General features: G+C 57.6%; 23 protein-coding genes. 9 read left to right on the forward strand and 14 right to left on the reverse strand.

The genetic code is table 11. The features are described 5' to 3' along the window. Nucleotides 1-2 precede the first annotated feature (2 nt). The 6 genes from AC2FLG_RS10420 to AC2FLG_RS10445 form a co-directional block, all read right to left on the reverse strand. On the reverse strand, nucleotides 3-1,148 hold the full coding sequence (locus AC2FLG_RS10420; RefSeq protein WP_496706110.1) for a cytochrome D1 domain-containing protein: 1,146 nt from the start codon (nucleotides 1,146-1,148) through the stop codon (nucleotides 3-5). Beyond that, on the reverse strand, nucleotides 1,145-1,495 hold the full coding sequence (locus AC2FLG_RS10425) for a c-type cytochrome (RefSeq protein WP_496691873.1): 351 nt from the start codon (nucleotides 1,493-1,495) through the stop codon (nucleotides 1,145-1,147). The genes AC2FLG_RS10420 and AC2FLG_RS10425 overlap by 4 nt, the downstream gene beginning before the upstream one ends. Continuing rightward, nucleotides 1,488-2,249, reverse strand: coding sequence for a uroporphyrinogen-III C-methyltransferase (gene cobA / locus AC2FLG_RS10430; RefSeq protein ID WP_281972619.1), 762 nt, complete (start codon nucleotides 2,247-2,249; stop codon nucleotides 1,488-1,490). Before cobA ends, AC2FLG_RS10425 begins: the two co-directional genes overlap by 8 nt. A 189-nt stretch (nucleotides 2,250-2,438) precedes the next feature. Next, nucleotides 2,439-2,846, reverse strand: coding sequence for a cupredoxin domain-containing protein (locus AC2FLG_RS10435; RefSeq protein ID WP_496706112.1), 408 nt, complete (start codon nucleotides 2,844-2,846; stop codon nucleotides 2,439-2,441). Between the two features lie 53 nt (nucleotides 2,847-2,899). Continuing rightward, the gene (locus tag AC2FLG_RS10440; RefSeq protein WP_496706114.1) at nucleotides 2,900-4,684 is read right to left on the reverse strand and encodes a NapC/NirT family cytochrome c; all 1,785 of its coding nucleotides are present in this window, start codon (nucleotides 4,682-4,684) and stop codon (nucleotides 2,900-2,902) included. Nucleotides 4,685-4,807: 123 nt separating this feature from the next. Further along, complete coding sequence (locus AC2FLG_RS10445; RefSeq protein ID WP_142635247.1) at nucleotides 4,808-6,484, reverse strand: cytochrome D1 domain-containing protein; 1,677 nt, start codon at nucleotides 6,482-6,484, stop codon at nucleotides 4,808-4,810. Nucleotides 6,485-6,716: 232 nt separating this feature from the next. Between AC2FLG_RS10445 and AC2FLG_RS10450 the strand changes: the two genes are divergently transcribed. From AC2FLG_RS10450 to AC2FLG_RS10480, 7 genes are all read left to right on the forward strand, one after another. After that, a complete protein-coding gene (locus tag AC2FLG_RS10450) occupies nucleotides 6,717-7,898 on the forward strand; it encodes an NnrS family protein (RefSeq protein WP_496691870.1) in 1,182 nt (393 codons plus the stop codon). Between the two features lie 98 nt (nucleotides 7,899-7,996). Continuing rightward, nucleotides 7,997-8,446, forward strand: a complete 450-nt coding sequence (locus AC2FLG_RS10455; RefSeq protein WP_142635251.1) for a c-type cytochrome — start codon at nucleotides 7,997-7,999, stop codon at nucleotides 8,444-8,446. Nucleotides 8,447-8,461: 15 nt separating this feature from the next. Next, on the forward strand, nucleotides 8,462-9,829 hold the full coding sequence (locus tag AC2FLG_RS10460) for a cbb3-type cytochrome c oxidase subunit I (protein WP_496676741.1): 1,368 nt from the start codon (nucleotides 8,462-8,464) through the stop codon (nucleotides 9,827-9,829). A 5-nt stretch (nucleotides 9,830-9,834) separates the two neighbouring features. Continuing rightward, complete coding sequence (locus AC2FLG_RS10465; protein WP_416383916.1) at nucleotides 9,835-10,644, forward strand: CbbQ/NirQ/NorQ/GpvN family protein; 810 nt, start codon at nucleotides 9,835-9,837, stop codon at nucleotides 10,642-10,644. Between the two features lie 9 nt (nucleotides 10,645-10,653). After that, entirely contained in the window at nucleotides 10,654-12,576 is a 1,923-nt protein-coding gene (locus AC2FLG_RS10470) for a nitric oxide reductase activation protein NorD (RefSeq protein ID WP_496706116.1), read from the forward strand. Next, the gene (locus AC2FLG_RS10475; protein ID WP_496706118.1) at nucleotides 12,573-13,121 is read left to right on the forward strand and encodes a cytochrome c oxidase subunit 3; all 549 of its coding nucleotides are present in this window, start codon (nucleotides 12,573-12,575) and stop codon (nucleotides 13,119-13,121) included. The genes AC2FLG_RS10470 and AC2FLG_RS10475 overlap by 4 nt, the downstream gene beginning before the upstream one ends. Before the next feature lie 5 nt (nucleotides 13,122-13,126). Beyond that, nucleotides 13,127-13,414, forward strand: coding sequence for a cytochrome C oxidase subunit IV family protein (locus AC2FLG_RS10480; protein WP_496701018.1), 288 nt, complete (start codon nucleotides 13,127-13,129; stop codon nucleotides 13,412-13,414). 56 nt (nucleotides 13,415-13,470) lie between these two features. On the opposite strand, the gene hemA is transcribed toward AC2FLG_RS10480, so the two are convergent. Further along, entirely contained in the window at nucleotides 13,471-14,694 is a 1,224-nt protein-coding gene (gene hemA / locus AC2FLG_RS10485) for a 5-aminolevulinate synthase (RefSeq protein ID WP_496701016.1), read from the reverse strand. 179 nt (nucleotides 14,695-14,873) lie between these two features. Between hemA and AC2FLG_RS10490 the strand changes: the two genes are divergently transcribed. Continuing rightward, nucleotides 14,874-15,566 (forward strand): Crp/Fnr family transcriptional regulator, encoded by a 693-nt coding sequence (locus AC2FLG_RS10490; RefSeq protein ID WP_271948599.1) that lies wholly within the window; start codon nucleotides 14,874-14,876, stop codon nucleotides 15,564-15,566. A 590-nt stretch (nucleotides 15,567-16,156) separates the two neighbouring features. Here the strand turns inward: AC2FLG_RS10490 and AC2FLG_RS10495 are convergent. Genes AC2FLG_RS10495 through pgsA form a run of 3 tightly spaced genes read right to left on the reverse strand, consistent with a single transcriptional unit; the run spans nucleotide 16,157 to nucleotide 17,522 of the window. Continuing rightward, on the reverse strand, nucleotides 16,157-16,600 hold the full coding sequence (locus tag AC2FLG_RS10495; RefSeq protein ID WP_142635265.1) for a molybdenum cofactor biosynthesis protein MoaE: 444 nt from the start codon (nucleotides 16,598-16,600) through the stop codon (nucleotides 16,157-16,159). A 4-nt stretch (nucleotides 16,601-16,604) separates the two neighbouring features. Continuing rightward, a complete protein-coding gene (moaD, locus tag AC2FLG_RS10500) occupies nucleotides 16,605-16,850 on the reverse strand; it encodes a molybdopterin converting factor subunit 1 (RefSeq protein ID WP_142635267.1) in 246 nt (81 codons plus the stop codon). A 3-nt stretch (nucleotides 16,851-16,853) separates the two neighbouring features. Then, the gene (gene pgsA / locus AC2FLG_RS10505) at nucleotides 16,854-17,522 is read right to left on the reverse strand and encodes a CDP-diacylglycerol--glycerol-3-phosphate 3-phosphatidyltransferase (RefSeq protein ID WP_142635269.1); all 669 of its coding nucleotides are present in this window, start codon (nucleotides 17,520-17,522) and stop codon (nucleotides 16,854-16,856) included. A 175-nt stretch (nucleotides 17,523-17,697) separates the two neighbouring features. Here pgsA and AC2FLG_RS10510 point away from each other — a divergent pair, with 175 nt between their 5' ends. Then, nucleotides 17,698-18,582: a DMT family transporter gene (locus tag AC2FLG_RS10510; RefSeq protein WP_496701014.1), complete on the forward strand. Its 885-nt coding sequence runs from the start codon at nucleotides 17,698-17,700 to the stop codon at nucleotides 18,580-18,582. Here AC2FLG_RS10510 and uvrC read toward each other — a convergent pair. The 4 genes from uvrC to AC2FLG_RS10530 form a co-directional block, all read right to left on the reverse strand. Then, nucleotides 18,579-20,462 (reverse strand): excinuclease ABC subunit UvrC, encoded by a 1,884-nt coding sequence (gene uvrC / locus AC2FLG_RS10515; protein WP_496706121.1) that lies wholly within the window; start codon nucleotides 20,460-20,462, stop codon nucleotides 18,579-18,581. The genes AC2FLG_RS10510 and uvrC overlap by 4 nt on opposite strands. A gap of 290 nt (nucleotides 20,463-20,752) precedes the next feature. Then, entirely contained in the window at nucleotides 20,753-21,532 is a 780-nt protein-coding gene (locus tag AC2FLG_RS10520) for an SDR family oxidoreductase (protein ID WP_496701012.1), read from the reverse strand. Between the two features lie 16 nt (nucleotides 21,533-21,548). Further along, on the reverse strand, nucleotides 21,549-22,511 hold the full coding sequence (locus tag AC2FLG_RS10525) for a calcium/sodium antiporter (protein ID WP_142635277.1): 963 nt from the start codon (nucleotides 22,509-22,511) through the stop codon (nucleotides 21,549-21,551). Between the two features lie 168 nt (nucleotides 22,512-22,679). Continuing rightward, nucleotides 22,680-23,477 carry a S49 family peptidase gene (locus AC2FLG_RS10530; RefSeq protein WP_496706122.1) on the reverse strand — a complete coding sequence of 266 codons (798 nt, stop codon included), beginning with the start codon at nucleotides 23,475-23,477 and terminating at the stop codon, nucleotides 22,680-22,682. Nucleotides 23,478-23,547: the final 70 nt, after the last annotated feature.

Consider the following 23,547-nt stretch of genomic DNA (forward strand, 5'->3'; position numbering starts at 1 on the left):
GGTTACAACCCTGTTCTGTGCGCGCGGGCGGTGAAAAAGATACCCGAGGGGCTGTCCGCCGCGATCTCGCACAGCTTTTCAAAGCTATGCGTGTCGTAGACCACGACCTTGTTGGCGTCGCGGACACTGATCCAGACCTCATGCCCGCGTGCCGTGAACTCCATATGCAGGACGGCAGGGCCCGGAGAGAATTCGTGGATGACCTGTTTGCTGACGCTGTCGATGACCTGAATTGTATCGTTCAATGGATGGGCAAAATTCACCCAGACCTGTCGCCCATCCGGGCGCGCCATGGCAAAGACCGGCTGACCATGGGTTTGGGTGCGGCCTGTTTCTGTCAAGGTTTCGGCGTCAATCCAAAGAACCTCATGGTGGCCGACCGCGGGCAGGACAAATTCGCGATCCGTCAGTGCCCAGCCCTCAAGATGAGGCATCTTGTATACCGGCATCTCTTCCTGTCCGCGCCCATAGCCCGGCAGCACGCGGATCGGTTTTGGATTGTCTGCCCATAGGTCCAGTGCGGTCAGCCCGTCCTCGCCAAACAGACCGGTGATATAAGTGCGACCATTGGCGGTGATCAGCGCGTCATAGGGGTTCTTACCCATATCGGTGATCTTTGTGATCTCGGGCGCGCCATTTGCGAAATCAGCAATCCAGGTCTCGCCCGTGTCCCACATGGAAAACACGAACCGACGGCCCGGCGCATCGACAAGACCTATGGTTTTGCTGTCGGTGGGGATGTCGGCAACCAGTTCCAGCGTATCCGCGTCGAACACGCGTACGCCACCCGGCTCATAGTTCGACACCGCAACCAGTTGGCCGTCATCCGAAATTGCGCCGCCAATGGAATTGCCAGCCTGCACGACCCGATTTGCAATCTGACGGGTCACTATATCAACCTTGGTCAGCCCGCCATCGCGGCCAAAAACATAGGCAAAGCGTTCGTCGGGTGAATAGACCAGGGAGGCGTGGGACAGATCGCCCAACCCTTCGATCCGTGCCAATGCGGCCCGGTCCGACTGGTCCACCAATAAGACCGACCCTTTTGCCCGTTCGATCACAAGGCCCAGATCTCCGGTGGCGGTGGGGTCTGCATTGGCAGGTGTCATCATCATTAGGGCAACGATGCCAAGGGCAAGTTGTTTCATTTTGCCTCCTGTTCCAGCAGGTATCGGGCGATCCATTCGGCCTCTTCTTCGCTGATCAGGGGGCGCCAGGGGGGCATAGCCGTGTCGGGGATGCCGTCTAGTATGACCCCCGTCAGGACGTCTGCCTCGTAATGTTCCAGAGTTTCCGGTCGCAGATCAGGACCAAGCCCGCCTTTCAGGGACAATCCGTGGCACGAGCCGCAATCCTGGTGGACCAACCGTTTCAGGGCGGTTGGGTCGATGGCGTCAGCTGCCAGAGCGGAAGTGGCAACCAGAACGACGGCAGTCAGAACAGTATGCGCGGCCCAGCCCGGCTGCTTGCGGTCCATATTCGCCAGGCTACCCATGCGCCCGCTCCAAAATCTCGGTCAGGGCCTGATTGGCATAAAGCGAAACGACCTTTCCGATAATGAATAAGGTAGGGGCCTTCAGATCCGCCTTGCGCACATCCGCGGCAATCTGGTCCAGTCGGGATACAAGGCGGCGTTCAGAGGCACTGGTGGCCTGCCCAACAGCCAGGACCGGGGTGGATCCGGGTAGGTTCTCGGTCATCAAGCCGATGGCGATCTGGCCGATATTGGCCACGCCCATATAGACGACCAGCGTTGTATCCGGGTCCGCCAGCCGTTTCCAATCCAGATCAAGAACCTTGTCGGACTGCCTGTGCCCGGTGACATATTGAACCGAGGTCGCCAGTCCGCGATGGGTCAGGGGCACGCCGGTCGAACAGGATGCGCCTTGTGCCGCCGTGATGCCCGGTGCGTATTCGACCGTAACACCGTGTGCCATCAGAAAAGCGGCCTCTTCCGAGCCGCGACCAAAGATCATCGGATCCCCGCCTTTCAGCCGGGCCACAACGTGACCTGCGCGTGCGTGTTCCAGCAGGATTTCGTTGATGCGATCCTGAGGAACAGTGTGGCACTTGGGGGCCTTGCCGACGGCGATCAGCCGCGCGCCCTCGGTGTGCATGGCCAGAATTTCATCCGAAACAAGGCGGTCATAGACCACCACGTCCGCCTCCTGCAGCATACGCAGGGCGCGCATGGTGATCAGTTCGGGATCACCAGGGCCGGCACCAATCAGAAAAACCTTACCGCTCATGTGCAAACTCGCTTGTTCTGAATGTCTTCGGAACCCGGTGTTTTGGTCGTTTCCATGCGCGAATATGGGACGTTGCTGGGGGAACCGGGCGTGTCATGGAAACAAGTTGGCGCACAGGTAAACCGACCTCCTTGACTTAAGTTAAGGAGCACGGAAATTGCGCCCGCGCATCTTTCAGCCTGCCGCTTATCAGGGCTCTACGGTGACCATTCCGAACATGTTCTGTGTCTCCCAATGTGGTCCGCACAGGTAATCCTGGGCGCCGGGAACAAGAAATGTCAGATCAACAAATTCCTCGGGGAACAGGCGGTCACTCTCGGCTTTGCTGCCATCTTTCAGCAGGACGCTATGGCTGGTGCGTTTGTCTACGTTCACCCAACGCACTGTGGTCCCCGCTTTGACCGTCAGTTGGGCTGGGCAGAAATTGTATTTGTACATCAGCACAACCTCTGCATCTTCCACATCTGAAGACGGCTGACCGAACAGATCCACGTAGCGGGTTTCTGCCTCGGCGCAGATCTCAGCTGTGTCTTCGTCAGCGGCCAACGCAGGTGACGCCAAAGCCAGAAATGCAGGAAGAAGTAGGCGGATCTTCATCGTCCAAGTCTCCATACCAAATACAATGGGGCCGGTTTACCCGGCCCCATCAGTCATTGTCCGACCACGTTGATATTGGCACTGTCGTCGTCCAGCGCGAAGCTTGTGTTCAGCGTCACGTGGTGGAATCGTGCCGCGGCAAAGTCATCGTGGATTGCAAAGCCGACCGTATAGGTCTTGCCCGGTTCCAATGGCACATCACCCGGTGCGCCCGAGTTTAAGGGCCGCGAGAACGTGACGGTCCAAATACCACCCGACAAGTTGGCCGAGGCGGCGATTTCGCCATCATTGACTATGCGCTGTTCCAGAAGATAGCCGTTGCTGGCGCTGCCATCAGCATAGACGCGCATCAGATCCAGATAGGTGCCGTCATCCAGATATTGCGCGATCTGCGCTTCGGCCTGCAATTTGTCCCAGCCACCCAGAGCTTTCCCGCGCCGGCCTTTGACTTCGACCTCGGTGCGGCTTTCGCTGATATATTTGGTCACAGTGTCCTGAGTGGCCAGGCGGCCTGCAACATCGCCATTGGCGACAATCGCATCTGCACCCGGATCAAACGGCATATAGGTGTTGTCCGCGTGGCACGAGGCCCAGCAGCCCACCTGATCCCCCATTTCGATCCCGGTTCCGGTGATCATCATGGCGACCTTGATCTGGTTGTCCGGGTCCATCTTACCGCCATCCACAAATGGTGCAGGATTGTGGCCTGCATCCGGCCATTGCAAGCGGATATAGAGGTTTTCGGCATCATGGGCCGCCTGAACAGTTGCGTCGATTACACCTCGTTTTCCAGGGATCGGGGTTGGTTCCAGCTCGCCGCCTGCGACGATCTTGTTTCCAATCATGTCCAATTCCTTGGCATGACAAGTCGAACATTGGTCGCCACCTTTTGTCAGTGGCCGGGCGCCGCCGTGGAACTTGCCATTCTGAACCCATTCAAACGAAGCCTGACCGGGATAAAACAACTTCAGATCCGCGCTTGCGATGCTGGTCCAGTCGATATCGCCTCCGATATCGCTGCCACCGCCTGCCGGGGCTGTAGATTCTTCACCGCTTGATTTGGCGCGCTCTTCGGCGACTGCAGCGTCCACAGCGGCTGCGATCTGGGCTTGCACCGCCTCTTGTTGTGCTGTCTTGGCCGATTTTTCGGCTTCGGCCTCAGCCGCCTCCTTGGCTTCTACACGGTCGAGACTGGCCAGATATTCTGGCGGAATTGCACGGATGAAATCAGGATTCGGGGCTTCAATCTGTTCCAGATATTCATCTGTGGCCCTGTCGCGGATGTTCGAATGCGCAATCCCTTTGTGGCAGTCGATGCAGGTCTGGCCTGTCTCCATTGCGTTCAAATGTTGCTGGCGCGCGCGGGGGCGCTGGAACTCGGGCATCATCGATTCAAAGTCATGGCAGTTGCGGCACTCGCGCGAATCTGTGGCCTTCATCCTTTCCCATTCATTCATCGCCAGATGGATACGCTTGGCTTCGAACTTCTCGGGTGTACTGATCGAGCCAACCACCTTGCCATACAGTTCTTTGGACGCCTTGATCTTGCGGATCATCTTGTGGGTCCAGTCCTTGGGTACGTGACAGTCGGAACAGACCGCCCCGACCCCCGATCGGTTCACATCGTGGATGGTCCCGGTGTATTCTTCATAGACGAAATCGCGCATCTCATGGCACGAGATACAGAACTCTTTGGTGTTGGTTGCTTCCATGGCGGTGTTGAACCCACCCCAAAAGACGATCCCGGCGGCAAAGGCAGCGGCAATACCGGCCACAGGCATTCCCCACAGGAAATACCGACGCCAGATCGGTGGTTTCTTATCTGGATCGGAGGTCATGTCCGGGCTCCGTTTTGGCTGTGTTGACTGGCGCGGCGTGTCAGGCCTGCGCATTCGGCTGATGGATGAAACAAGGACAGGGCGGGCGAGGGGCCCGCCCTGCTCCGAGTTGATCGAAACCCGTCAGGTGACGTGGTTCGACCGGTTGTAGACGTTGAACTTGCCGGTCGGGGCGTACAGCCCTTCGATGCGACCGATCTCTTCCAATGTCTTGGCGTCAAAGATCACGATCTGACCGTTGGGTTCTTTTGAATCCGACAGGTTCCACTTGGACACCCAGACCTCGGTTCCATCCGCGTTGAATTCAAAGTGAACAGCGGCGCTGCCTTCGTCTTCGGTGATCTGGATGGTTTTCACGATCTCGCCGGTCTCTTTCGAGATGACCTGCACAGATTGCTGCACTTCCGGTTCCGGGTGTTTGGTCTGGTCAGCCCAGATATAGTCCGATTCCGGATGTGTACGGACGAACAGGCCCGGGCCGTCTGTTTCCACTTCGTAGCAGATCTTCCAGGCGTCATCGGGTCGGTTTTCGGGGTCGTTGCCCCAGACCGTCACGGTGCCAACCCCGAGGTGGGTTGTGCCAGCTACCGGCCCGCAATTCGGGTCAATCCAGTTTGCGCCCGGACCGGGATGCGGCAACGCGGCCGTGTCGATCATCGCCTCAAGCTTGTGGGTCTCGGTATCTACAACCACCATCTTGTTCGATGCGTTTGCAGCGATCTGGAAATACCGGCCCGTCGGATCGAAGAATCCGTCATGCAGGAACTTGGCGCTGTCGATCTTGTCGATCCGCAGATTGTCTAGATCAGTATAATCTACTTGCCACAGTTGCCCCAGCTCTTTGACGGCAACGATCCAGGTCGGCTCATTTGGAGTTGTGTAGATAGCGGCCACGCGAGCCTCTTCCACATAGTCCCCGTCCACGTTCACGCCGCGGGTCGATACAACCTTGACCGGCTCCATCGTTTGGGCGTCAACGATTGCAAAGTGCGGCGGCCAATAGCCCCCGCCGATGACGTATTTGCCATCGCCGGAAACAGCAACGTCGCGGGCATCATAGGCAATCTTTACCTCAGACACCAACATCTTGTCCGGCGTCTGCCAGAGGTCGATCTTGGTCATCTTGCCGTCGCGGCCCATGGTGTACCAGAAACGACCGGGCTGTTCCGGCTCTTCCAGCGAATGGTGTTCGGATGCTTTCAGAACGTGCACCGCATAGCCGGTCGGAATATGTGTCAGCACCTCTTTGGTGTCGCCATCGATAACAGCGACTTTGCCGACGTCGCGCTCGATAACAACAAAGAAGTTTTCCCAGTTGCGGCCATGCATCGGCTCGGTTGGGTAGTCCTCTTCTTCAACATATATCTTGCGGGTCGCCATCATCTGGTCCAGCGACATTTCAGGTGGTTTGGGCGGCTCCATCATGATGTAAGTCGCCATGTCTTTGATTTCCTGCTCGGACATGATGTCCGAGAAGTTGTTCATCCCGCCTTCGGTGCCCCAGGCGATGATCTTCTCAAGCCGCTCTTGCCCAAGCGCAAGTGTACCGCCTTCGGTCACGGCGCCGTCAGCTGCGGTTTTCTTCCAATGCGGTTCAAGGTTCTTGCCAGTGGCGCCTTTACGCAAGACACCGTGGCACCCCGCGCATTGTTCAAAGTAAAGTTGTTTGGACGCTTCAAACGCTTCTTCGTTCAAAGTTGGCTCTTCGGCGAAAGCTGGTGCAGCGACACTGCCCAGCAACATCGCGAAACCGACCCCGAAGACGCGGCCCGTTTTGGTATAGCTGATTCCAAGTGACATGATCACTCTCCATTTGCTGGTGAGGCGGTCCAAGCGTGGGGCATCGCGCAAGGGTGCTCCTTGACGAAAGTCAACACCAGCCGCGCAATTCAGGTGGCGGGCAGGGAAAAACGTCAATTTTTCGGCTGGGAAAATCTGTATCTTTGGCACACTTTTTCGGCCGGTTTGATTTTTGTTAAGTCGTGCAGCCGGGCGGCTTGCTAGGGCTTGGAAAACACCAAGGAGAGCAGCCATGCCCGCAATCATCACCCGCGTGTTTGGTGAAGGGTTTCGTGTATTCTTTCTGTCCGCCGGCCTCTATGGCCTCTTTGTCGGAGTGGTTTGGGGGCTGTGGCTGACGGTGCCATATGCAGTGCCGGATTATGGCATGGCCCCGCCCATGTGGCACGCGCATGAGATGATCTTCGGCTATGCAACAGCCGCGCTGGGCGGGTTCTTTCTGACCGCAGTGCCAAATTGGACCGGCGCACCAGATGCGCGTGCGCAGTTCATAACGTTGGCCGCCGGATTGTGGTTGGCTGGTCGGATGGCGATGTGGTTTTCGGGGATGCTGCCTGCGGCGCTTGTGGCGGTGGTCGACCTGGCCTTTGTACCGATTCTGGCGGCCAAGATTGCAACCCAGCTCATCCGGAGGCCGAAACCTCAGAACATGCTCTTTCTGCTGTTGCTCAGCTTTATCTGGATTGCTGATCTGTTCACGCATCTTGAATGGACGGGGATAACAGATGACACATTGCATACCGGGCTGCGCGCGGGGTTGCTGGCGCTCTGCGCGATGATTGCCATTCTTGGCGGACGGATCACCCCGGCCTTTACCCGAAACGCCATGAGACGCGCGGGCGTTCCCGAGGCGAACTGGCCAATATCTGTGCCAATTCTGGACAAATCAGCGATGGCGGTTGCCCTGACCCTGCCACCAATCGTTCTGGTGCTGGGGTCAGGTGCTGTGGCTGGATCGATGGCGCTGGTTCTAGGGGTGGCGCAGGTTTCGCGCATGGCCCGCTGGCGCGCGGGCTGGGCTGCGCGGGAGCCGATCCTATTGGCACTGTATCTTGGGCTTGCAATGCTGGCGCTGGGACTGATCCTCTGGGGGCTGTCAGTGCTGGGTTTCGGAAACGAGATCGCAGCCCTACACATCCTGGGCATCGGATGCGTCGGCGGCATGACCCTAGCGGTCATGAGCCGCGCCGCGCTTGGCCACAGTGGTCGCGCGCTGGTGGCACCCGGCCCAATGGCGGTGGCCTATGGTCTGATGGCGGTGGCGGCCCTGTCTCGGTGGATTGGGGCAGATCTGAATGCAGGTTACATGGTTGCGATGCTGCTGTCGGACGGGTTGTGGGTCAGCGCATTTGCGCTTTTCCTGATCGCGATGTGGCCCGCGCTGACGGGTCCCAAGGTGCAACGGTCAGCGTGATTTGATTTCCTTTTGCAAGTCTTGACTTTCGTTAAGGATATACCGTGCCCATCCCGTCATTTTAGCCAGACTAGCTAATCTGCGCAAAGGAGAGCGCAATGCGAGAAGTCATGACCAAGAGCATGGCACGCAATATATTCTATGGCGGGTCACTGTTCTTTATCCTCATCTTTCTGGCTCTGTCGGCCCATTCTCACTGGTATATCGTGAACTCTGAGAACGCAGCAAAGCTCGATGAAAGTGTTATCAGGGGCAAGCACGTCTGGGAAAAACACGCCTGCATCAACTGTCATACCATCCTTGGCGAAGGTGCATACTTTGCACCAGAGGTTGGCAATGTGATGACACGTTGGGGCGTGCTGGACGACCCGGAATCGGCCTTTGAAGCCCTCAAAGGCTGGATGGAGGCGCAGCCGACAGACATTCCCGGTCGTCGTCAGATGCCCAATTTCAACCTCAGCGACGAAGACATCCGTGATCTGACCAACTTTTTGATCTGGACGGACAATATCGACGCTCAGGACTGGCCGCCCAACGAGGCGGGCTGAGAAGGGAACAGAGCAATGAAATACGAATCCCAAAAAATCGCCTATGCCTACTTTGCGGTGGCAATGGCCCTGTTCGCGATACAGGTTCTAGGCGGCCTTCTGGCCGGCTTTATCTATGTATCACCCAATTTCCTGAGCGAGCTTTTGCCGTTCAACATCGTGCGGATGCTGCACACCAACTCGCTGATCGTGTGGCTGATCCTCGGGTTCTTTGGTGCGGCCTATTTTCTGATCCCGGAAGAGGCCGAGCGTGAGATCCATTCGCCCATGCTGGCCTATCTGCAGCTGATCATTCTGGTGGTCGGTACACTGGGCGTGGTCTTGACCTATACGTTCAACCTGTTTGAAGGAAACTGGCTGCTGGGTAAAGAAGGGCGCGAGTTCCTAGAGCAACCCAAATGGGTCAAGGCCGGCATCGTCGTGGCCGCACTGATCTTCCTGTACAACGTGTCGATGACCGTTCTGAAGGGCAAGAAGACCGCGATCACCAACATCTTGTTGCTGGGCCTTTGGGGTCTGGCGCTGCTGTTCCTGTTTGCCTTTTACAACCCGGGCAACCTGTCCTTGGACAAGCAATACTGGTGGTATGTTGTCCACCTGTGGGTCGAAGGTGTCTGGGAACTGATCATGGCCTCGATCCTGGCCTATCTGATGCTGAAGCTGACCGGGGTAGACCGTGAGGTTGTCGAGAAATGGCTCTATGTCATTGTCGCCGCCGCGTTGTTTTCGGGTATCCTTGGTACAGGTCACCATTACTATTGGATAGGCACACCAGGGTACTGGCAGTGGATCGGCTCGATCTTCTCAAGCCTCGAAGTGATCCCCTTCTTTGCGATGATGGCCTTTGCCTTTGTGATGGTCTGGAAGGGCCGTCGGGACCACCCGAACAAAGCGGCGCTGCTGTGGTCGCTGGGCTGTGCCACATTGGCCTTCTTCGGTGCCGGTGTCTGGGGCTTCCTGCACACGCTGCACGGGGTGAACTACTATACCCACGGTACGCAGATCACTGCGGCTCACGGTCACCTGGCGTTCTATGGTGCGTATGTCTGCCTCAACCTGGCAATCTTCAGCTATGCAATGCCGATCCTGAAGAACCGCGATCCTTATAATCAGGTTCTGAACATGGGCAGCTTCTGGCTGATGTCCAGCGGTATGGTTTTCATGACCTTTGTGCTGACCTTTGCTGGAACAGTGCAGACGCACATGCAGCGGGTGGTCGGAGATTACTTCATGGATGTGCAGGATCAGGTCGCGATCTTCTATTGGATGCGCCTTGGCTCTGGCATCGTCGTGGTCTTGGGTGCGCTGCTGTTCATCTACTCGATCTGGGTTCCCCGGAAAGAGATCATTGAAGCCGGCGCGGCCGAAACCCCAGCGGAGTGATGGATATGGATGGCTCCATGAAACTGAGAACGGGGGCGGCTGACGCCCCCTTCTACCTGCCACAGGGTGATGAATGTGACGTGTTCGCTGCTGCCTATACCAACAACCTGCCGGTCCTGCTGAAAGGCCCGACAGGTTGCGGCAAGACCCGGTTTGTGGCGCATATGGCCGCCAGCCTTGGCCGCCCGCTTTACACGGTGGCCTGTCACGATGACCTTGCCGCTGCGGACCTGATCGGGCGCTACCTGCTGAAAGGCGGGGAAACGATCTGGGTCGATGGCCCCCTGACCCGCGCGGTGCGCGAAGGCGCGATCTGCTATCTGGATGAAGTGGTCGAGGCGCGCAAGGACGTGACCGTCGTGCTGCACCCGCTGACTGACGACAGGCGCATCCTGCCGATCGACCGCACCGGTGAGGAGCTTGTGGCCGCGCCCGGTTTCATGCTGGTCGCCTCATATAACCCGGGATATCAGAATATCCTGAAAACCCTGAAACCCTCGACCCGGCAGCGGTTCATCTCACTGGAGTTCGACTTTCCGTCGCCCGAGATGGAGGCAAAGGTCGTCGCTAAGGAAAGCGGGCTGGCGCTGGAACGCTGCAAGCCGCTGATCCGCTTGGCAGGTAAACTGCGCGGGCTCAGGGGGCAGGATCTTGAAGAGGGCGTTTCCACCCGTCTGGTCGTCTATGCCGCCACGCTGATCGCGCAGGGCATGTCCACCGACCGCGCGATCCTTGCCGCCATGATCGAACCTCTGACAGATGACGAGGACATCAAACGCGGGCTCCTCGATCTTGTCACGGCTGTCTTTGGGTGAGGCCGGCCGATGGTCAGGATCGATTTTGAGCCATGGGAACCCGAAGAAACGATCGGGAAACTGTGGCACTCCCTTGCCAGCCGTCTCGATGCACCCCAGGTGCATGTTGGAGCCGCGGTCGACCTTTCTGAGGTCGCGGGGCGGCTGGCAGTCCTTTTTCGCGGGCTTGGGGGCAGCCCGGGCGTTGAATTGCGCCCGGTCTCGCCCGAGGTTTCACACCATCGCCTAAGCTGGCGCCGTCGGTTGGGTACCGAAGTTGAACTGATGCCGCGCGCTTCGTTCGATGGCGAAGTGCTGCGCCTCCCGGACCGTCTGGCGGTGTTTCCCGCGCGCGCGGCGAACGGAGCGCTGTATGTTTGGCTGGCCGCCGCAGCGGCCCATGCGGGAACCCGGATCGTCGAAGGTGATCCGTTGCGCGCCGATCTGCACGCGCTGAGCGCTGCACAAACCATGGTTAATGCAACCTTGGACAACGCCCCCGGCTTGCGACCGCTTTACACCGAGCTTTGCAAAGGTGTTCTGCATGACCGCAACAAATCCGGCCTCCCGCCTGTGGAAACAGCGGTTGAAGAACTGATCCGCCATCGGCTGGGCGACCCCGCGCCTTTATCCCCGAAGGCCAGGCAATTCATGTCATTTGACGATGACCTGACTGCCCCACGCGGATATCAACATTTCCGCCCTGTCCCTCTGTGGCCGGAATTACGCGCTGTTGGTTTTTCAGAGCATAACGATGTCGAAAACCCCGATACCGAAGGCCCGCCCGAGGAATCGGGTGAGAAAACCCACCGTGCCCGGCGGCGCAAATCCGATCAGGCTGAACGCAGTGACAGTTTTATCCTTCATAAATTCGAGGCGATCCTCAGCTGGGCCGAGTTTCTGAACATCAACCGTCGCATTGATGACGATGATCCCGACAATGCCAAAAAGGCCGCCGATGATCAGGATGAGATCGGTTTGGGCCAGATTTCCAAGGCGCCACCGACCAAGCTGAAATTGCATCTGGACCTGGCACCCGAGGATGTGAATCGCGAACGTCTGTCGGGCCGTATTCTCTATCCGGAATGGGACGTGCGCACCGGGCAATACCTGCCCGATCACGTCAACGTTCTAACCTCGGACGCCGATATTCGTGAGGATGCCGCCGAGTTTGGAAAAGACCCCGCCACCGCCCGCCGTATCCGCGCCGTCAAACGCCAGTTCGAAGCGCTGCGCCCGGGCCGCGTGATGACCCGAGGCCATCTGGACGGCGATCAACTTGACATAGAAGCCGCCGTTCGGGCGCAGGTTGACCGCTGTGCAAACGGTGAAGGTACCGAACGCATCTGGCAACAATCCCGCCCCGAGGCACGCGATCTGGCGGTATCTATCCTGCTGGATGTCAGCCGCTCGACCGAAAGTGCCGTGACTGGCCGCGCCGTGATCGACATCGAACGCGAGGCGCTGGCAGCGCTGGCCTGGGGCCTGAACGCCTGTGGTGACGATTTCGCCATTCACGCCTTCAGTTCACTGAAACGACAGCGGGTCTATGTGCAACGCTGCAAACGGTTTGATGAGGTGATGGGCAGCCAGGTTGAACAGCGCATCGCATCGTTACGCCCGGGGCACTATACAAGGCTGGGTGCCGCGATCCGCCATTGCTCGGCCGATCTGGCCACCCAAACGCGTAAGCGCCGGTTGTTACTGGTGATCACCGATGGCAAACCCAATGATCTTGACCACTACGAAGGCCGCCACGGAATCGAAGACACCCACATGGCCGTGCGCGAGGCGCGCCGAGCCGGGCAATCGGTCTTTGGCGTCACCATCGACAGGACAGGTAAAAGCTGGTTCCCGCGGATGTTCGGGCAGGGCGGCTTTGCCGTCATCCCGGACCCGCATCGCCTGACCATGGCGCTGCCGCAAATCTACCGCCAACTGGTCGGCGCATGAGCGAAGCGTCCCTAATCGACGAGTTGCCCGGCGAATTACTGATGTGGGTTCTGATCATTTCGGAACTGCTGGTCTTTGGTGCGGGCCTGATCGCTTTCATGGGCGTGCGCCTGACCGATCCGGCGGGCTTTGCCGAGGCGCAATCGCATCTGCACCGCACCGGAGCCGCGCTGAACACTGCGGTTCTGGTCACCTCTGGCTATCTGGCCGCGCAAGCCTTGCATTGGCGGCAGATTGCGCGTCGGACTGCTGCCCGCCTGGCGTTAATCGCAGCTGCCGCGCTGGGCGTTGTATTCCTGATTATCAAAGGCGTGGAATACGCGGACAAGGCTGCACAAGGAATTACCTACGAGACCCATCCGTTCTTCCTGTTCTACTATCTGCTCACCGGCTTCCACGCGGCACATGTGTTGGCTGGGGTTGTTATCCTGCTGCTGGTCGCCTGGCGGGACAATCCCCGCAACATCGAGGCCGGCGCCCAGTTTTGGCACATGGTCGATCTCGTCTGGATCATGCTGTTCCCCGTGATCTACCTGTTGGGATGACGGGCATGACCCAAACCTCACCGGATCAAAACAGCTCCCGCTGGATGCTCCCAAACCCACTCACCCGCGCATGGCTCAGCCTGTTGGTTCTGAGCACCGCTTCGGCCCTGCTGACGATACTCCCCCTGTCCTCACCGGTGTTGAGCGCAGGCATTTTGATCCTGGCCCTGTCCAAAGCCCGCATTATCCTTGCACGATATCTGGACCTGACGCACAGCCCGGCCTGGCTTAGCGGTTTCACCAATGTACTGACCGGATTTGCGATGGTGATCTTCGGCCTCTCACTGTTTTGACATGAAAAAAGCCGCCCCCGTGGGGCGGCAGTTCTCCAAGCGCAGGGACGCCTCAGTTATTGTGCGGCCATCGGCATTCGCGCGATCTGACACCGTTGCCACAGGGCCGATAAGGCACCGACCAGATGGTCGATATCTTCGTTTGTATGAACCGGAGAGGGGGTAATTCTCAGGCGTTCGGTGCCTTTGGGAACGGTCGGATAGTTGATCGGCTGAATATAGATCCCGAATTCTTCCAGCAGCGTATCCGAGATGAATTTGCATTTCACCGGGTCACCTACCATCACCGGGATGATGTGGCTGGGATTGGGCAAATGCGGGATGCCTTCGGCGTCCAGTTTGGCGCGCACCTGCGCAACGCGGGTTTTCTGCAGATCGCGCTCGGTATTGGATTGCTTGAGGTGTCGGATCGAGGCGGCAGCGCCTGCTGCTATTGCGGGCGGGAGGGCGGTGGTAAATATGAACCCGCTGGCAAAGCTGCGGACAAAGTCACACAAGGCAGCGGATGCCGCGATGTAACCGCCAACCACGCCGAAGGCCTTGCCCAGCGTCCCTTCGATGACAGTCAGGCGATCCATCAACCCTTCGCGTTCGGCGATGCCACCACCGCGCGAGCCATAAAGGCCAACGGCGTGGACCTCGTCCAGATAGGTCATCGCACCATATCTATCCGCCAGGTCGCAAATCTCTTTGATCGGAGCGATATCCCCATCCATCGAATAGACAGATTCGAAGGCGATCATCTTGGGCGCATCTGGATCGGCTGCGGCCAGCTTTGCCTCGAGGTCCGCCAGATCATTGTGCTTCCAGATCACTTTTTGTGCCCGCGAATGGCGGATGCCTTCAATCATGGAGGCATGGTTCAAAGCGTCCGAGAATACGATCAGACCTGGGATCTTCGCAGCCAGCGTCCCAAGTGCCGCCCAGTTCGACACATAGCCAGAGGTGAACAGAAGGGCGGCTTCTTTCCCGTGGAGGTCGGCCAGTTCCTGTTCCAGCAAAACGTGGTCATGTGTCGTGCCCGAGATATTGCGTGTGCCCCCTGCGCCCGCGCCGCAACGGTCGAGTGCATTGTGCATTGCCCCGACTACATCAGGATGCTGGCCCATTCCCAGATAGTCGTTGGAACACCAAATTCGTACGTCGCGCTGTAAAGCGCCATCTGTCTGGCGTGCATTCGGGAACGCGCCACAGCGGCGCTGTAGATCAATGAAGATGCGGTAGTTGCCTTCGTCGCGCAGATGCTCAAGGCTTTCGCCAAAAAAACGCTCGTAGTCCATCTCGAACACTCCTGGGAATACTGGCTTTCCAGCAAGACTATGTGCCGGGCCCGCTACGCAACATGACAAATGTCAAGCCGCAGAAAGGAAAGGCTGGCTTGGAAGCCGAAGGTTTGGCATAGCCTTAAGAGGACGGACGTACTGATCGGGTACGCAACTAGAAAAGAGGGGAAAGCTTCGTGGCGCATGAGGCACTAAAAGCGATCGCCAAGCAGTCACTATTGCTCAAGAGCTTTCCCGAGCATCATATCGACACGCTGTTAAGTCACGCGATCTGGCGGAAATATGATCGCGGAGAGACGATTTTTCTACAGGAAGAAAAAGCCCAGGCCATTCATGTGGTTCTGTCGGGCTGGGTAAAGCTGTTTCGCATGTCCCCTACCGGTGCCGAAGCAGTTGTCAGCGTTTTCACCCGCGGCGAAAGCTTTGGCGAAGCGGTCGCCTTGCGTAACGTTCCCTATCCGGTTTCGGCCGAGGCAGTTTCGGCCTGTGAGATCATGCACATTCCAAGTCCGGTCCTTTTGTCCCTTATGCGAGAGGACCCGGAAATTGGGGTGTCAATTCTGGCAGCTACCTTTACCCATCTGCATTCTCTGGTCGCCCAGCTTGAGCAGCTTAAGGCCCAGACCGGCGCACAGCGGGTGGCAGAATTTCTTCTGACTCTCTGCGAAGCCGAGATGGGGGACTGCATTGTCGAGCTGCCCTATGACAAGATGTTGATTGCCGGGCGCCTGGGCATGAAGCCCGAAAGCCTGAGCCGCGCCTTTTCCCGGCTAAAGCCGTTTGGCGTTAAAATTGACCGGACACATGCCCTGCTCTCGGACATTCAAGTACTGCGAGACTATGCAGAAAGTGACCCCTCCGAAAAGTGACCGAATTTATTGGCCGGTGCTTTGCCGGGTGCGCCAAAGAGCCCCGAGAACGTGCTTCTTTGTTCAGGCTAGGACATGCGCATCGATCCCGTGAACGCGATTCCCTGTTTCCGGATAAGGGCCTTGTGCAACGTCAGGTAGTCCAGAACTCCAAAACAAGCTGGTTTTGGTGCTTCCTGGATCCACGCAGCTGAGTGATATGCCGCCAAGTTCCAGTCGGCATCTTCCGTCTGTACTTAGGGTCGAAATCGAATGGGAAACTCTAACCTTCAGGGGCTTCTACGATGTCAAAAATCCGTTCAACGACTATCTATTCGGAACCGGCATTCTGACAGCGCTAATTACCGCTTTCCTGTCGATAGTCATTTCTTTTGCGGCTTCGGCGGAGGAAGATTGTCTCAACATCTTTGCCCACATGCGGGATGTTTTGCTTTCGGTTCTAGAGTTGATCGAAACTGAGCGGCTGCCTGAAACCAACACCTTTATCCAGCATAGTTTTGGCGGATCCAAATTTGCAGCACACGGTGATAAGCATGTGAGCACCGAATACGAACAGCATGGTGCAAAGGCTTATATGCAGGGACCCGTGTTTACCACCGGGTCAGCGCATCTTCGTCTTCGTCCTTGGCCGAAACCCACTCCGCACCAGCGGTGGTGATTTCTTTCTTCCAGAAGGGGGCGCGGGATTTTAGGTAGTCCATCAGATATTCGGCCGCCTCGAACGCATCCTTGCGATGCGGTGCGGCAGTGGCCACCATCATGATCCGATCCCCCGGAGCGAGCCTGCCATGCCGATGGATCACCAGCACATTGCCCAGCGACCAGCGGTCTATTGCTTCTTGCGCAATCTGGGTCAAGGCCCGTTCCGTCATGCCCGGATAATGCTCAATCTCCATCACGTCCAAATCGCCCGTGGCCAGATCACGCACAACACCGGTAAAGGTCACGATTGCGCCATTTGCAGCATCGCCCGCCGCAAAGTCATTTGCCTCGGTACCTAGGTCAAACGGGTCTTCCTGCACCACGATGCGCATGACTTCAGCCACCTGTCATTGGTGGGAAAAAGGCAACCTCACGAACGCCCGCCAACGGGGCGTCAAAATCCGACAATTCCTGATCCAGCGCAACGCGTAAGGCCGACAGATCCGCAAAGGCCGCTGCATAGCGATCCTCGCGCGCGCTAAGTTCTGCGACCAGATCGGATACGGTGGCGGCCTCGGTTTCAACCCGTTCTTTCGGCAGGCCAATCCGTTCGCGGACCCATGCGAAATACAGCACATCCATCCCTTAGTTCTCCTTCAGGTGTGGCATGGCTTTACGTAGGTAGTCATAGCCGGTGATCAATGTCAGCGCTGCTGCGATCCACAGCAGCCACAGGCCGATCCGACTGGACCAGAACATCCCTTCAAGATGCCAGCGCAGGCCGTTCAGGTCGTCTTCTTGCCCGGTCAGAATCTGGTCGATCAGCGTTGGGTCCATGCCGAAGCTGGCCATCACAAAGTAATGCTCGAAGATGCCCTGTGAAAACAAGACGGCTATCGCCACCATCTGGGCCGTGGTTTTCCATTTGGCAAGTTTGGTAACTTTCAGCGTCCCAGCCGTATCACCCAGATATTCGCGCAGGCCTGACACAAAGACCTCTCGGAACAGGATCACAGTGGCAGGCAGGACCAGCCACGGCGTCCAGTGTTCGGCCGAATACCCGACCAAGATCATCAGCGCGATCACCACCATCGCCTTATCGGCAATCGGGTCCAGCATGGCGCCAATTTTTGTTTCCTGCTTCCACGCTCGTGCCAGATAGCCATCGAACCAGTCGGTTAAGGCGGCTGTCAGAAACAGGATCAACGCGAACCAGTCGGCATAGGGCCGGGTGAAATACAAAAACATCACGGCCAGCCCCGGGGCTGCCAGCAGACGCAGGACGGTCAGAATATTGGGCAGGTTCCACTTCATGCAGCGGACCCTACATCGCTAAAATCCAACAGAAAAGATAGACAGTCAAAAAACCGTACTTGTCCCATGAACTTGGTCAAAGCGCCGCAGGCAGCGCGTGGTGCGTCCATGCCCCTTGGAGTTTGTTCTTTTTGCGGTCAGGTTCACCGCACGTATCCGGGACAGAAGGCACATCATGACAGCTCATATACAAACCGATGCCCGGTCAAATCTGACCGGCAGCCTGTGGATGATCGCTGCAATGGCGGGGTTTGCGCTGGAAGACGCGCTGTTGAAAGCGGCTTCGGGTGCCGTACCGATCTGGCAGGTGATGGTTCTGTTCGGGGTGGGTGGGGCGCTGGTCTTTGCGGCGGTTGCACTGGCGCGCGGCACGCAACTGTTTCAGCCGGATGTCCTGTCGCGCCCGATGAAAGTGCGCGTGCTCTTCGAGGTATTCGGACGGTTATTCTATGTCTTAGCCATTGTGCTGACGCCTTTGTCCTCAGCTACTGTGATTTTGCAGGCGACTCCGTTGGTCGTGGTCGCTGGCGCTGCGCTGATCTTTGGCGAAACAGTTGGCTGGCGACGGTGGAGCGCGATTCTGATCGGTCTGATTGGCGTTGTAGTCATCCTGCAACCGACCGGAGACAGCTTTTCGGCGCTGTCCATTCTGGCGGTGCTGGGCATGTTGGGCTTTGCCGGTCGCGATCTGGCCAGCCGCGCAGCCCCGGCGACACTGGGGACTGAGGTTTTGGGCTTTTACGGCTTCCTCAGCATCATCGTTGCCGGTTTGGCCTATCGCCTGTGGGAGGGCGTGCCAATCGTCCCGCTCGATCTGTACAACGGTCTGTTTCTGACCGGTGCGGTGCTTATGGGTGTGATGGCCTATGCCTCGCTTATGAAGGCGATGCGGATCGGAGAGGTCTCGGCCGTGACGCCGTTCCGCTATACGCGTCTGCTGTTCGGTATCGGTCTGGGCGTGTTCCTGTTCGGCGAGCAACTAGACCAGACGATGTGGATCGGCAGCGCGCTGATTGTGGCCTCGGGGCTGTACATCCTGTGGCGCGGGCGGCGGGCCTAGCCCTTGTCGTGGAAGAAATCATAGACCTTTTGCGCCAAGCCGGCCGAAATCCCCTCGACCGCTTTCAGATCGGCTAGGTTGGCCCGGCCAACTGCCTTGGCGCTGCCGAAATGAGCCAACAGGGCACGTTTGCGCGCGGCCCCCACGCCGGGGATTTCATCCAGCGGTGTGGCTCCCACGGCCTTGGCACGCTTGGCTCGATGGGTGCCGATGGCAAACCGGTGGGCCTCGTCTCTTAGGCGCTGAATGAAATAGAGCACCGGGTCGTTGCGTTTCAGCGCAAAGGGCCTTTGGCCGGTGCGGTGAAATTCTTCCTTACCATGGTCGCGGTCAACGCCTTTGGCGACACCGATCATGGGGATCTCCTCGACCCCGTGCTGCGCCATAATCTCATGGACGGCGCTCACTTGCCCGGCGCCACCGTCAATCAGCAGCAGATCAGGCCACATTCCCTTGTCACGGTCGGGATCTTCTTTTTGAAGGCGGGTAAAGCGGCGGGTCAGCACCTCTTTCATCATGCCAAAGTCGTCACCGGGGGTCAGGTCATCTCCACGAATGTTGAACTTGCGATAGGCATTTTTCATGAAACCTTCGGGGCCGGCCACGATCATGCCGCCCACGGCATTTGTTCCTTGAATATGGGAGTTGTCGTAGACTTCGATCCGGTTTGGCGGGGCATCCAGATTAAATGCCTCGGCGATCCCGCGCAACAGTTTGGCCTGCGTGGCACTTTCCGACATCCGCCGGGCCAGGGATTCACGCGCGTTGCGTATGGCCCCTGCGACAAGTTCTTGTTTCTCACCACGCTGGGGTACAAGGATTTCTACCTTGCGACCGGCTTTTTCGGTCAGCGCCTCTTGCATCAGATCGGCGTTTTCAATGGCATCTGACAGGATCAACTGACGGGGTGGTTCCTTGTTGTCGTAGAACTGACCCAGAAACGCCTCCATCACCTCGGCGGCTGACACATCTGCCCCGACGCGGGGATAGAAGTCCTTGTTGCCCCAGTTCTGGTTGGCGCGGATGAAGAACACCTGAACGCAAGCCTGCCCACTGTCCATATACAGGCCGATCACATCCGCCTCGGCCACACCGCGCGGGTTAATGCCTTGCGAGGTCTGCACCTGCGTCAGCGCCCGGATGCGATCGCGTAGGCCAGCGGCGCGTTCAAACTCCATCGCCTCAGACGCGGCCATCATCTGTTCGGCCAGCTCCTCTTGCACTTTGGTCGACCGGCCTGACAGGAATCGTTCCGCATCCTTGACGCTTTCACGGTAATCCTGATCCGAGATCAGCCCGACACAAGGCCCAGAACACCGCTTGATCTGATAGAGCAGGCAGGGACGGGTGCGGCTTTCGAACATCGAGTCAGAACAGTTGCGCAGCAGGAAGGCCTTTTGCAGCTGGTTCAGGGTTCGGTTCACGGCACCCGCGCTGGCGAAGGGGCCGAAATACGCGCCCTTTTCCTTTTTTGCTCCCCGATGCTTTTTGATCTGTGGAAAGACATGGTCCTTTGCCACCAGAATATTGGGAAAGCTTTTGTCGTCGCGCAGCAGGACGTTGTATTTCGGTTTGAGCTGCTTGATCAGGTTCTGTTCAAGCAGCAGCGCCTCGGTCTCGGTCCGGGTCGTCAGGAACATCATCGAGGCCGTGGCCGCAATCATCCGCTCGATCCGGCCAGAGTGTCCCGGTCTTGTATAGTTCGACACTCGTGCCTTCAGATTGCGCGCCTTGCCGACGTAAAGAACTCGGCTGTCCGCATCCAGCATCCTGTACACGCCAGGTGAACTGTCGAGCGTTTTCGCATATCGCTGGATGCAGGCGTATCCTGTCGACTGGGCGTCATTCTGAGAGCTGTTGGTGTCGTCTTGAGAGGTCATGGCCAAAATATGTGATTCTTTGACCATGGCTGCAATCTTGAGCGCTTCAGATCAAGGGAAAACAAATCCACGTATTCTGTGGATAACTGTGCAGATAACTTTTGTGGGGCTTGAATTTTCCCTTGTTTCATTAAGGATTCCTTGATTTGCTTAAAAAATAGGCACATATGTAATCTATTGAATTTAAACAGTAAAAATTTCTACACATGGCAAGTGTATGAAAAAAAAGACATTTTTGTAACGGATTGATAACAGAAATGAGAGCGGTGCAAAACTTCCAGCACCAAACGTTATTCCACGCCCAGAACATCCGGTGTCTGCCACCCCAAATGCTGTCCGCCATCCACGCAGAGAATCTGGCCGGTGACCGCATGAGCATCCAGGAAATACCCAAGTGCAGCGGTGATGTCAGAGGGGTTTGACCCACGTTCCAGAATGGTGTTGGCGCGCTGTGCTTTGAAGTGATCTTCGGATTGCCTGTGACCCTGCATCGTCGGTCCCGGTCCGATGGCATTGACGCGGATCGCCGGGGTTAGCGCCTGAGCTGCGGTACGGGTCAACGCCCATAGCCCCATTTTGGCGACGGTGTAGGACATGAATTCGGGCGTCAGTTTGCGGACCCGCATGTCGACCATATTTACAATCAGGCCCGTTGCCAGCGGCTCGCCCGTATCATCGGTTTCAGGTTCCAGACCCTGTTCAGCCATCGCCTGAGTCAAAACGAATGGCGCCCGCAGGTTGCTGTTCATGTGGCGGTCCCAGCTTTGCCGGGTGGCCGTGTGGATGTTGTCGTATTCAAATATCGAAGCGTTGTTGACCAGGCAGGTAATGGGTCCGCCCAGCGCCTCGGATGCGCGTGGCAGCAGGGCAGCCACGCTTGCTTCTTCTAACAGGTCGGCCTGCAGAGCTACCGCATTGCGGCCTAGGGCCCTGATTTCAGCGACAACCTTAGATGCCTCTTGTTCAGAGGAGGCGTAATGGACCGCCACGTCGTAGCCACGCCCGGCCAGATAAAGGGCCATTGCCCTACCAAGGCGAATTCCGGCACCGGTAACTAGGGCTCGGGTCATGCGGCCTCTCTTTGTGTCACACCAACAAGGAAATAACGTAAACCGCGTAAAGGCTTGTCAACAGAATTCCCCATCCGCGGGTGATATCCCGTTTGAAAAATACAAAGGGGACCAAAAGGAGTGATGCGCCCAGCATGACCCAAAGATCAAATCGCAGGAATTCTGGATCAACAGGAATGCGCCCAAACAGGGTTGCAATGCCGACGATGGCCAACAGATTGAACATGTTGGACCCGATAACATTGCCCAATGCGACATCGGCTTGTCGGCGCAGTGCTGCCATAACTGTGGTCGCCAGTTCCGGCAGGGAAGTTCCCACCGCTATAAGTGTCAGCCCGATTACAGTCTCGCTGACGCCGTAAGTGCGGGCAATGATTGTAGCGTTGTCGACCAGAAGATGTGCGCCCATCGGCAGGCCTATCAGTCCGAGCACCAGGTAGACTGAAATCTTCCAATAGGGCATGTCTGGATCGGCTTCTTCCAAGCCATCAAAATCGTCATCCTCGGCGCAGGCTTTGCCACAGGCCTTGCGATGGGCATGGGCTTCTCGGAAGGCGGTCCATAGAACAAAGCTGAGAGCAGCCAGCAAAATCGCGCCGCTGAACAGGTTGAACACGCCGCAGAAGGCAAGGCCGATGAACAGAACGGTTGCCAGCAACATGAACACATAGTTCTTGCGGCTGTCACATTCGCTGGTGTGCAGCGTGGCAAGCAGCGCAGGCAGGCCCAGCACCAGCAGGATATTGGCCGTGTTCGACCCCACAACGTTACCCAGGGCGATGCCCGGTGCGTTTTCCTTAATTGCGCTGATTGCAATCAGAAGTTCTGGCGCCGAGGTGCCGAATGCCACGATCGTCAAACTAACGATCAACGCCGGTACTCCAATCCGCAGGCTGAGGTTCACGGCACCGCGTACCAGCGCATCACCCGCCAGCAACAGGATCAACAAACCGAGACCGGATAACAGCCATGCCGTCATGCGCGGCCTCCTTTTTCGCAGGCACAGGGACCTTTACCGATCCTGAACCGATGACAGCGCGGGCATCTTGCGGATTGCAGTTTTTTCTGCCCCGGGAACCGCAGTTTGCCGAACATTGCCAGGACGCCCATGGCAATCAAAAAGAGGGTCACGATCTTGATAATCACGTTACAAACCGAAACGTGCGTATGCGGCACGCTCCTCAAGTCCGGCAACCGCGTCCTGTGCCAAGGAGGCGCCGAACCGTGACCAGAATGGCTTGCGCAGCCCGTAACGGCGGAATCTTACTTTATCGCCAAACCGGTCCTGCATTTTGGGTTTGAGATGCGCGATGCCGTCGATCAGGCCAAGTTCATGCGCGCGGCGTGCCAGCCAGACTTCGCCAGTGAACAGATCAGCACCCGTTTCAAGCTTTGCCCCGCGTCGTGCTTTGACATGAGCAGTGAAGTTTTCGTGGATATCGCGTAGCAGGCCTTCAAGCCTTGCGACATCTTCGGGTTTTTCCGGGGCAAAGGGATCCAACATGGATTTCGAATGACCCGCCGTGTGCACTCGCCGTTCGAAACCTTGCCTCTCAAGGAAAAGATGTGCGCCGAACCCCGAAGAGATCACGCCAATCGAACCCAGTACCGAACTGTCATCGGCGTAAATCTCATCAGCTGCCGCTGCCAACCAATAGCCACCCGAAGCTGCCACATCCTCGACAAATGCGAAGACGGGAACATCCAGTTCTTTCGAAAGACGCTGAATGCGCGCACCGATCAATGAACTTTGGACCGGGGATCCGCCGGGCGAGTTGACCTCAAGCGCGACGGCGGCAGGTTTGCCTTTGCGAAATGCTTTTTCGAGAACCGGTGCCAGAGTTGTGTCAGACATCGACCCGCGCCCGGACATGCCGATTGCACCCGACAAGCGCACGACCGAAACGGTTGGCTGTTTTTTGAGAAACGGCAGGCTGACCTTCATGGGTGCCGATGTAGAGTGCGCCCACGCGGTAAACAAGGGAGCGGCTGACCGTTATCGGTCGCGTGAACGT

The sequence above is a fragment of the Ruegeria sp. CDSA193 genome (assembly GCF_059611885.1).

What these genes read in the sequence shown, in the direction of transcription:
- AC2FLG_RS10420 (WP_496706110.1), bottom strand. Translation starts at nt 1,148, where the DNA reads ATGAAACAACTTGCCCTTGGCATCGTTGCCCTAATGATGATGACACCT.
- AC2FLG_RS10425 (WP_496691873.1), bottom strand. Translation starts at nt 1,495, where the DNA reads ATGGGTAGCCTGGCGAATATGGACCGCAAGCAGCCGGGCTGGGCCGCG.
- cobA (WP_281972619.1), bottom strand. Translation starts at nt 2,249, where the DNA reads ATGAGCGGTAAGGTTTTTCTGATTGGTGCCGGCCCTGGTGATCCCGAA.
- AC2FLG_RS10435 (WP_496706112.1), bottom strand. Translation starts at nt 2,846, where the DNA reads ATGAAGATCCGCCTACTTCTTCCTGCATTTCTGGCTTTGGCGTCACCT.
- AC2FLG_RS10440 (WP_496706114.1), bottom strand. Translation starts at nt 4,684, where the DNA reads ATGACCTCCGATCCAGATAAGAAACCACCGATCTGGCGTCGGTATTTC.
- AC2FLG_RS10445 (WP_142635247.1), bottom strand. Translation starts at nt 6,484, where the DNA reads ATGTCACTTGGAATCAGCTATACCAAAACGGGCCGCGTCTTCGGGGTC.
- AC2FLG_RS10450 (WP_496691870.1), top strand. Translation starts at nt 6,717, where the DNA reads ATGCCCGCAATCATCACCCGCGTGTTTGGTGAAGGGTTTCGTGTATTC.
- AC2FLG_RS10455 (WP_142635251.1), top strand. Translation starts at nt 7,997, where the DNA reads ATGCGAGAAGTCATGACCAAGAGCATGGCACGCAATATATTCTATGGC.
- AC2FLG_RS10460 (WP_496676741.1), top strand. Translation starts at nt 8,462, where the DNA reads ATGAAATACGAATCCCAAAAAATCGCCTATGCCTACTTTGCGGTGGCA.
- AC2FLG_RS10465 (WP_416383916.1), top strand. Translation starts at nt 9,835, where the DNA reads ATGGATGGCTCCATGAAACTGAGAACGGGGGCGGCTGACGCCCCCTTC.
- AC2FLG_RS10470 (WP_496706116.1), top strand. Translation starts at nt 10,654, where the DNA reads ATGGTCAGGATCGATTTTGAGCCATGGGAACCCGAAGAAACGATCGGG.
- AC2FLG_RS10475 (WP_496706118.1), top strand. Translation starts at nt 12,573, where the DNA reads ATGAGCGAAGCGTCCCTAATCGACGAGTTGCCCGGCGAATTACTGATG.
- AC2FLG_RS10480 (WP_496701018.1), top strand. Translation starts at nt 13,127, where the DNA reads ATGACCCAAACCTCACCGGATCAAAACAGCTCCCGCTGGATGCTCCCA.
- hemA (WP_496701016.1), bottom strand. Translation starts at nt 14,694, where the DNA reads ATGGACTACGAGCGTTTTTTTGGCGAAAGCCTTGAGCATCTGCGCGAC.
- AC2FLG_RS10495 (WP_142635265.1), bottom strand. Translation starts at nt 16,600, where the DNA reads ATGCGCATCGTGGTGCAGGAAGACCCGTTTGACCTAGGTACCGAGGCA.
- moaD (WP_142635267.1), bottom strand. Translation starts at nt 16,850, where the DNA reads ATGGATGTGCTGTATTTCGCATGGGTCCGCGAACGGATTGGCCTGCCG.
- pgsA (WP_142635269.1), bottom strand. Translation starts at nt 17,522, where the DNA reads ATGAAGTGGAACCTGCCCAATATTCTGACCGTCCTGCGTCTGCTGGCA.
- AC2FLG_RS10510 (WP_496701014.1), top strand. Translation starts at nt 17,698, where the DNA reads ATGACAGCTCATATACAAACCGATGCCCGGTCAAATCTGACCGGCAGC.
- uvrC (WP_496706121.1), bottom strand. Translation starts at nt 20,462, where the DNA reads ATGACCTCTCAAGACGACACCAACAGCTCTCAGAATGACGCCCAGTCG.
- AC2FLG_RS10520 (WP_496701012.1), bottom strand. Translation starts at nt 21,532, where the DNA reads ATGACCCGAGCCCTAGTTACCGGTGCCGGAATTCGCCTTGGTAGGGCA.
- AC2FLG_RS10525 (WP_142635277.1), bottom strand. Translation starts at nt 22,511, where the DNA reads ATGACGGCATGGCTGTTATCCGGTCTCGGTTTGTTGATCCTGTTGCTG.
- AC2FLG_RS10530 (WP_496706122.1), bottom strand. Translation starts at nt 23,477, where the DNA reads ATGAAGGTCAGCCTGCCGTTTCTCAAAAAACAGCCAACCGTTTCGGTC.